Origin of the sequence: Xaviernesmea rhizosphaerae (assembly GCF_001938945.1) — a bacterium.
GTDB lineage: Bacteria > Pseudomonadota > Alphaproteobacteria > Rhizobiales > Rhizobiaceae > Xaviernesmea > Xaviernesmea rhizosphaerae.
In genome coordinates this window covers 364,185-371,415 of sequence record NZ_MKIO01000031.1, presented here as the reverse complement: position 1 = coordinate 371,415, position 7,231 = coordinate 364,185, and the positions used below count along the sequence as shown (strand labels likewise).

The following is a 7,231-nucleotide window of genomic DNA, read 5'->3' as shown; positions in this document are numbered from 1 at the left end:
GCGCGCATACCTTCTTCTCAAGCATATGCATCGCTGCAACCGTTATCTTTTGGTTGTGATTTATGAGTCCTGAGCCTAGATCAGGCTGACCGCCCCGTCTTTGACTCACAGTCTGTTCAAGAATTGCTGTTGGTCTGCCGAAAATGGTGATTTCGAGAACCGGAGCGCAGCGTACTTAAGGTACGTGAGCACAGGAAGCGCAGAAATTGCCATTTGCAGGCGGCCAACGGCGATTGTTGGACAGACTGTTACGGGAAGAAGCGGTTGGCCGGGCGCGGCAGGCCGAGATGTTCGCGCAGGGTGGCGCCTTCATAGTCCGTGCGGAACAGGCCGCGCCGCTGCAGTTCCGGCACCAGCGTGCCGGTCACGTCCTCGAGCCCTTGCGGGAGGAAGGGGAAGACGCAGGTAAAGCCATCGGCCGCCTTCTCGTGCAGCCAGCGCTCCATCTCGTCGGCAATCGTCTCCTTCGTTCCGACGAAAGCAAGGCCGGCATAGCCGCCATAGCGCTGGGCCAGCTGCCGCACGGTCAGCTTTTCCTCTTCCGCCAGCCGCAGCACCTGCGCCCGCCCGCTCTTGCTGGCATTGGTCTCGGGGATCTCCGGCAGGGGGCTATCCGGGTCGAAGCCCGAGGCATCATGGCCGAGCGCGATGGAGAGGGAGGCAATGGCGCTGTCGTAATGCACCAGGCTGTCCAGCCGGGCGCGCTTGTCGCGCGCTTCCTCCACGGTCTCACCGATGACGATCATCGCGGCCGGCAGGATCTTCAGATGGTCGGGATTGCGGCCGACAGCCGGCATGCGGCCCTTGATATCGGCATAGAGCGCCCTGGCTGTGGCGAAATCGCGCGGCGCGGCGAAGACCACCTCGGCCGTTTCCGCGGCCAGCTGCTTGCCCGGCTCGGATTGGCCCGCCTGCACGATCACCGGCCAGCCCTGCACGGGGCGGGCGATGTTCAGCGGCCCGCGAACGCTGAATTCCTCGCCCTTGTGGTCCAGAACATGCATCCGCTCGGGATCGAAGAAGATGCCGCTCTCCTGATCGCGGATCATCGCATCGTCGGCGAAACTGTCCCAGAGGCCGGTGACGACATCGAAGAATTCGCGGGCCCGCTTGTAGCGCTCGCCATGTTCCACATGGTCGGATAGGCCGAAATTGCGCGCCGCATCCGGGTTGGAGGTGGTGACGATGTTCCAGGCCGCCCGCCCGCCGCTGATATGATCGAGCGAGGCGAAGCGGCGCGCCACGTGATAGGGCTCGTCAAAGGTGGTGGAGGCGGTGGCCGCAAGGCCGATCCTCTCCGTCACTGCCGCCAGCGCCGACAGCAGCGTAAAGGGCTCGAAGGAGGTCACCGTATGGCTGCGCTTCAGCGCTTCCACCGGCATGTTGAGCACGGCGAGATGGTCGGCCATGAAGAAAGCATCGAATTTCGCCCGCTCCAGCGCCTGCGCGAAGGCTTTCAGATGGGTGAAATTGAAATTGGCATCCGCATAGGCGCCCGGATAGCGCCAGGCGCCGGTGTGAAGGCTGACGGGACGCATGAAGGCCGTCAGGTGAAGCGATTGTGACATGACGTCGATCCCGTTTGGCGGCGGCGGATGCGCCGGGAGGAAAAGGCTGCCGGCCTCATATCGATGCCCGCATGCCGCCGCGCAAGGGGCGCAGTTCACCTCCGCATAGGCCCCGCTGCTTCCTTCCCGTCCCTCATACCCAGTCTCACTGGTAGAAACCTATGGGTTCCTATCAGCGAGACGGGGTATGACATCATCAGGCCGGGCTTCTCCAACGAAAACACATGTAAGCGCATAATATACAACCCGATAAATGTAAGAGGTGACTCCCGATGCCTTGGGAACCGGTCTGCGTGCAATTTCGGTCCCTGCCGCCCTGATTCTGATGTTCGCGGCGGATTTCGGCGAAAAGCGCTTCCCGCTTTTCGGTCCGATGCTCTAAATACGAAGCTTGAAACCCATTCCGCAACGATGGACCCCTGCTTGAGCGCTCAGAGCCGACGTGCAGTTTTGATGGTTGGCATGGCCTCCATCCTCGCCGCCTGCGATCAGGTGACGCAGAAGGGGGCGCGCGCCGGCGCCTTTGTCGCGCCTCTGGATGGCGCTGCGCGATCCCCGGGCTCGGCGGATATGGATGCGCTCTATGCGGCGCGCGCCGATGGCGGCTACCTCGTGCCGGCCATTCCCTATCGGCAGATCCCGCAGCGGTTCCACCGCCAGCGGGTCGCCTATTCAGGCAGCGCGGCGCCGGGAACGATCGTGGTGGAGACACAGGCGCGGCTGCTCTTTCTCGTCGAGCCCGGCGGAACCGCCATGCGCTACGGCATTGCCGTCGGCAGCGCCGGTTTTGCCTGGAAAGGCGAGGGCGTGATCGGGCGGCGCCAGGCCTGGCCGCGCTGGACCCCGCCGCCGGAGATGCTCGCCCGCAAGCCGGGCCTGACGCGTTACGTGTCGGACGAGGGCAGCATGGCGCCCGGCCTCAGCAATCCGCTCGGCGCAAGGGCGCTCTATATCTTCCAGAACGGCCGCGACACGCTCTACCGCATCCACGGTTCGCCGGAATGGCAGACGATCGGCAGAGCCGCCTCCTCGGGCTGCGTGCGCCTGATCAATCAGGACGCGATCGATCTCTATGACAGGGTGCAGACCGGCAGCCGCGTCATCGTGTCGTGACGCAAGCGCGGCGCCGGACCCGCTGTCAGCCGCCATCCGTCCAATTCAGAACCTGATAGGGCCAGTCGGCCGTGGCGCCCGCCGAGAGCACCACCGTCAGGCGCCGGCCTGCCAGGCGCTCATCCGCGTGAATCTCGATCCCGACCCGGTAGGTGCGCGGCATTGCCGTGTCGATCAGGGAGGCCTGCCCTTCGAGAAGCTCTGATAGCCGCTGCGCACTGGCCGCGCTGCGCCGCTGACGCACCGACAGCACCTCCCTCAATGTCCCGGCGGACAGGCCGGGCAGCGCCGCGACCAGCGCGGCCGGCGCTGAAAATGCCGAGAGCCGGCCCGGGGCATTGTAGACCGTGAGGAAAGGGCGCAGCCGTTCGAACGCACCGGCCGAGATGCCCGCGACGAAGCGCAGATCGTCAAGGCTGCGAAAGGGGCCGTTGCGTGGCCCGTGGCCGAGACCTTGGTCGAGACCTGGGCCGAGACCGGGATCGCGTGACGCCTGCGCCGTGTCGGCGCCGGTCTGGCCACCGGCGCTGCGCCAGGCGATCACCCTGCTGGCGAAGGCTTCGGGGTTCAAGCTTTGCGGGCTCGACATTTCCGGGCTCGCTGGGCTCAAGGATCGCAGCCCGGCGGCGGTGTAGGCCGCCTCCAGAAGCGCCTTGCCCGAGCCGTTGAGATCCACCTTGCCCGCCTCCGATGCGACCGTGACGGTGACGACGCCCTCGCCAAGGCGCAGCTGCTGCCCGTTGACGGCATCTTCCGGGCGCTTCAGCACGAAGAGCTGGTAGCCGACCACCGTCACGGCGGATTGCAGCAGGGCCTCCCGGCGCAAGGCGCGGCTTTCCAGCCCCGCCGTATCGACCGCGGCCCGCCCGACGAGCAGAAGCGCTGCGACGAGACCGGACAGGAGCGCGACCACGGCCAGGACCGAGATCAGAATATAGCCGTCCCCCTTCGGCCTTCCGGTGAGGATCCTCATGATTTGCGCCTGCGCTGGTGGAACATCGGATGGAGAATCAGAGCATCGGACCGAAGAGCGGGAAACGGTTTTCGGAAAATCCGATGCGAAAACAAAATCCTAGCGCATCAGACTGTGTATGATTTTCAGTCTGATGCTCTTGTCTCAGGCCTTGGGAACAGGCCGGTGCTGAAACAAGACGCTGGAGCATCGGTGTGCGAAGGAGGTCTAGGCGGGGAGGCTATCCGCCGCTATCGTCGGGTTTGTTCGGCGCCTGGCTTTCCGGCGGCGGGCCGGGTGCGGCGGCGCGGGGAGCGAGGCTGCACAGCGCCGGCCCCGGGGCCGCGCATCCGGGCTCGGCATTCACGCGAAGGGGGATCCGCACGCTGCCGCGCGGCGTGCCGTCCGGATCCGCCAGCGTCACCCTGATCGCAACCGGCATGGCGGTGGTGGCCGACCATCTGTCCGTCAGCGCTTCCGTGCCGTCGGCCAGGCGGGAGAAATAGGCGAAGCGCACGACGAAGCGGTCCTGGAGAACCACCGGGCTGTCGCCGCCGGTCACGGCGGTGCTGTCGCGCGCATCCGGCGGCAGCGGCCGTTCGTCCTCGCTGAGCACCTGTCCTGCACTGGCGAGGCGCACGAGGCGGCTTTGCAAAATCCCGTCCCTGCCGGCACGAAACCGCGCGAAGAGCATCATCGTCTCCGTGCCCTCGAAGACGAATCCGGCGCCCGGGCCGGCCCAGCGCTGCGGGGTGATCGGCTCGATCCGGGCGATCAGCGCGCTGACGATGCGGGCCCGCTCTTCCACCGCGGTGCCTGCCGCCGTGGTGCGATCGGACGCCCGGAGCACGAGCGACAGCAGCGATGCGAGCGCAAGCAGCAGCAGCGCGCCGATGGCCATGGCCGTCAGGGCCTCGACCAGCAGGAAGCCGGCATTGGCAGCCCTTTGCCGCGCCGGCCGCACCGCGCCCGTCAGCGTCGCCCTCATGGTGGTGACGCCTTGATCAGCCGAACCGTCTCGATGCGGATTTCGCCCGCAGGAGACAGGCTCTGCCCTTCGGGAAGCGCGACGGTGACGACCATGCGCACCGGCACCCACCCCGGCGGCTTGCCCTGCGCGTCCGTGGCTGTGGCGAAGGGCAGCGCGACGGTCTCGAAGCGCAGGGTCCAGGGCAGCCCGTCCATGACGCCGCTTTCCGGCGCGAGAGCGGCCGCGCTGTCCTTCAGCGGCGCCGTCATCAGGCTGCGGGCGACCATCTCCGCCCGCAGGCGGCCATCGGCGCGCTGCGCCGAGGCGACCGAGGTCATCACGCCGCGCTGAATGACCATGGTGGCGAGCGCCAGAATGATGAAGGCGACCAGAACCTCGATCAGCGTAAAGCCTTGACGAAGGCTGGTTGTCCCTGTCCGGGCCGCTCCCCTAGCGTCGCGCATCGGCAGCCTCTTTGATCCGCACCAGGGCCGTCGGGGCTGAGACCTCGATTTCGACCGTCTCGCGGCCGGACTGGAGGAGCACCTGCCCGCCCGAGGACTGCCCGTCCGGATCGAAGCGGATGCCGGCGGCATTGGCAGGGGAGAGACGTAGCGAGACGGCCTTTGGCAGCACGATGACGCCCGAGCTTTGCCCGGAGCGGATCGAGCCGCCCTTTTGATCGACCAGAACCGTCGCGGCGGTGCCCGAGGCGATGGCCGCATTCCTTTCCGCCCGCAGCAGGGCGGCGATCTGCTGCGCCTGCGCCCGCAGCGCGGCCGTTCCGCTCTGCGGGCGGACGAAGGGCAGTCCGAGCGTTGCCAGAAGGCCGAGCACCACCAGCGCCAACACCACCTCCAGCATGGAAAAGCCGCCGGCCCGGTCACGTCCGGCAAAGGCCTTTCCCCGGGGCGATCTACTCGCTGACGATATCGGCATCGGCGCCGGTTCCTCCGGCCACGCCATCCGCGCCATAGGAGAGGATGCGGTAGGGGCCCTTGGTGCCGGGAACGCTGTATTGATAGGCATGGCCCCAGGGGTCGAGCGGAACCGAGGGCTGCTGCAGATAGGGGCCGTTCCACCCCTGCGCGCCGCCCGGGCGGGTGACGAGCGCGGCAAGCCCTTCCGCCCTGGTGGGATAGCGGCCCATATCGAGATAGAAGAGGTCCAGCGAGGACTTGAAGGCGCTGATCTGCAGCGCCGCCGCGCGGGTGCGCGAGCTGCTGAGATAGCTCAGAACGCGCGGGCCGACGAGGCCCATGACAAGGCCGAGAATGACCAGCACGACGAGGAGTTCCACCAGGGTGAACCCGCCTTTGCGGTCGCGCCGGGCGGGACGTCTGTCCTCAAATCCTCTAGGTTTCATAGGAGCTTCCGATTTCATCTGTCTATTGGACCAGGAGGTCGTTGATGCTCATCAGCGCGCTCATGATCGACAGGATCATCCAGCCGATGAGCATGCTGATGCCCATCATCAGCACCGGCCCGGCCACGGCGGTGAGACGGGTGAGCGCCGCGTCGAGCTTCGTTTCGTAAAAGCCGGCAATGCGCCCGGCGCTTTCGGCCAGCTGCCCGGATTCCTCGCCGACGCGCAGCATCTGCACCACATGGCCGGGCAGCAGGGTCTGCGCGGCAAGGGCCTGCGACAGGCGCTTGCCGCCGCGCACCTCGGCGATCACGCCGTCGATCCGGGCCGCCACCCCGGGGTGGCCGTAAACGCCCCGGATCAGCCGCAGCGCGCTGGAGATATCGACACCATTGACGAGCAGGATTTCGAGCGTCCGGCAGAAGGTCAGCGTCATGTGATCGGTGACGATGCGCGCCGTGAAGGGCAGCAAGGCGCAGATCTCGATCAGCAGCGATGTGTGCCGGCCAAGCCGCTTGACCAGGAGGAAGGTGAGGAGCAGCACCGCGATGGTCGCAAGCACGAGATCGACATGCCCGCGAAACCACTCCGACAGCTCGAAAACGAACAGGGCGGAGGGCGCGATCCGGTCGCGAAAGCCGGCAATGGCGCTTTCGAACTGGGGAATGATGTACAGAAGAACGAAGGCGAGCACGCCGAGCGCCGCGACCGCGAGAAAGGCGGGATAGGCCAACGCGCCGATCAGCCGCTTGCGCAGGCCTTCGCTGCGCTGGCGTTCGCGCGCAATGCCGCTCAGCGCCTGTTCGAGCCGGCCGGAAACCTCGGCCACCTCGATCATCTTGACATAGACGGGCGGAAAGAGGCGTGGATGCCGGGCCAGCGCCTTGGAAAAGCTCGTGCCGGCGGACAGATCCGCATGAAGCCGCGCGATCAGCGTCACCAGCCAGCGCCGCGTTTCCATCTCGGTCAAGATGGCCAGCGCCTCGTTGAGCGTGATCCCGCCTTTCAGCAGCATGGCGAGATCGACGGTGAAGCCGGTAATGTCCTCAGCGCTCGGCTCGATCGTCAGGCGGTCCCGCCAGCTGCGGGCCTGCGTGCCGGTGGTTTCTTCAATGGAAATCGGGGTGGCGTTGGCGCGATCGAGCTGTTCGGCGACCGCGCCCGGCGTCGGCGCCTCCATGGTGCCGACGATCAGCTTGCCGCTTGCCCCGAGCGCTCGATAGGAAAAAACGGCCACCGCTCGGCTGTCCCTTCTAAAAAAG

General features: G+C 66.5%; 8 protein-coding genes. 1 reads left to right on the top strand and 7 read right to left on the bottom strand.

What is annotated here, in order from left to right:
- Positions 1–248 precede the first annotated feature (248 nt).
- Entirely contained in the window at positions 249–1,568 is a 1,320-nt protein-coding gene (locus BJF92_RS14960) for an LLM class flavin-dependent oxidoreductase (protein WP_075635520.1), read from the bottom strand.
- A 462-nt stretch (positions 1,569–2,030) separates the two neighbouring features.
- On the opposite strand from BJF92_RS14960, the gene BJF92_RS14955 reads away from it, so the two are divergent.
- The gene (locus BJF92_RS14955; RefSeq protein WP_245294769.1) at positions 2,031–2,681 is read left to right on the top strand and encodes a L,D-transpeptidase; all 651 of its coding nucleotides are present in this window, start codon (positions 2,031–2,033) and stop codon (positions 2,679–2,681) included.
- A 25-nt stretch (positions 2,682–2,706) separates the two neighbouring features.
- Here BJF92_RS14955 and BJF92_RS14950 read toward each other — a convergent pair whose 3' ends face one another.
- From BJF92_RS14950 to BJF92_RS14925, 6 genes are all read right to left on the bottom strand, one after another.
- Positions 2,707–3,654, bottom strand: a complete 948-nt coding sequence (locus BJF92_RS14950; protein WP_075635518.1) for a type II secretion system minor pseudopilin — start codon at positions 3,652–3,654, stop codon at positions 2,707–2,709.
- Positions 3,655–3,874: 220 nt separating this feature from the next.
- Positions 3,875–4,621: a hypothetical protein gene (locus BJF92_RS14945; RefSeq protein WP_075635517.1), complete on the bottom strand. Its 747-nt coding sequence runs from the start codon at positions 4,619–4,621 to the stop codon at positions 3,875–3,877.
- A complete protein-coding gene (locus BJF92_RS25210) occupies positions 4,618–5,067 on the bottom strand; it encodes a type IV pilus modification PilV family protein (RefSeq protein WP_075635516.1) in 450 nt (149 codons plus the stop codon). The genes BJF92_RS14945 and BJF92_RS25210 overlap by 4 nt, the downstream gene beginning before the upstream one ends.
- Positions 5,054–5,542, bottom strand: a complete 489-nt coding sequence (locus BJF92_RS25205; RefSeq protein WP_158032234.1) for a GspH/FimT family pseudopilin — start codon at positions 5,540–5,542, stop codon at positions 5,054–5,056. Before BJF92_RS25205 ends, BJF92_RS25210 begins: the two co-directional genes overlap by 14 nt.
- The gene (gene gspG / locus BJF92_RS14930) at positions 5,520–5,969 is read right to left on the bottom strand and encodes a type II secretion system major pseudopilin GspG (RefSeq protein ID WP_075635514.1); all 450 of its coding nucleotides are present in this window, start codon (positions 5,967–5,969) and stop codon (positions 5,520–5,522) included. The genes BJF92_RS25205 and gspG overlap by 23 nt, the downstream gene beginning before the upstream one ends.
- A 22-nt stretch (positions 5,970–5,991) precedes the next feature.
- Complete coding sequence (locus BJF92_RS14925; protein WP_245294768.1) at positions 5,992–7,206, bottom strand: type II secretion system F family protein; 1,215 nt, start codon at positions 7,204–7,206, stop codon at positions 5,992–5,994.
- Positions 7,207–7,231 lie beyond the last annotated feature (25 nt).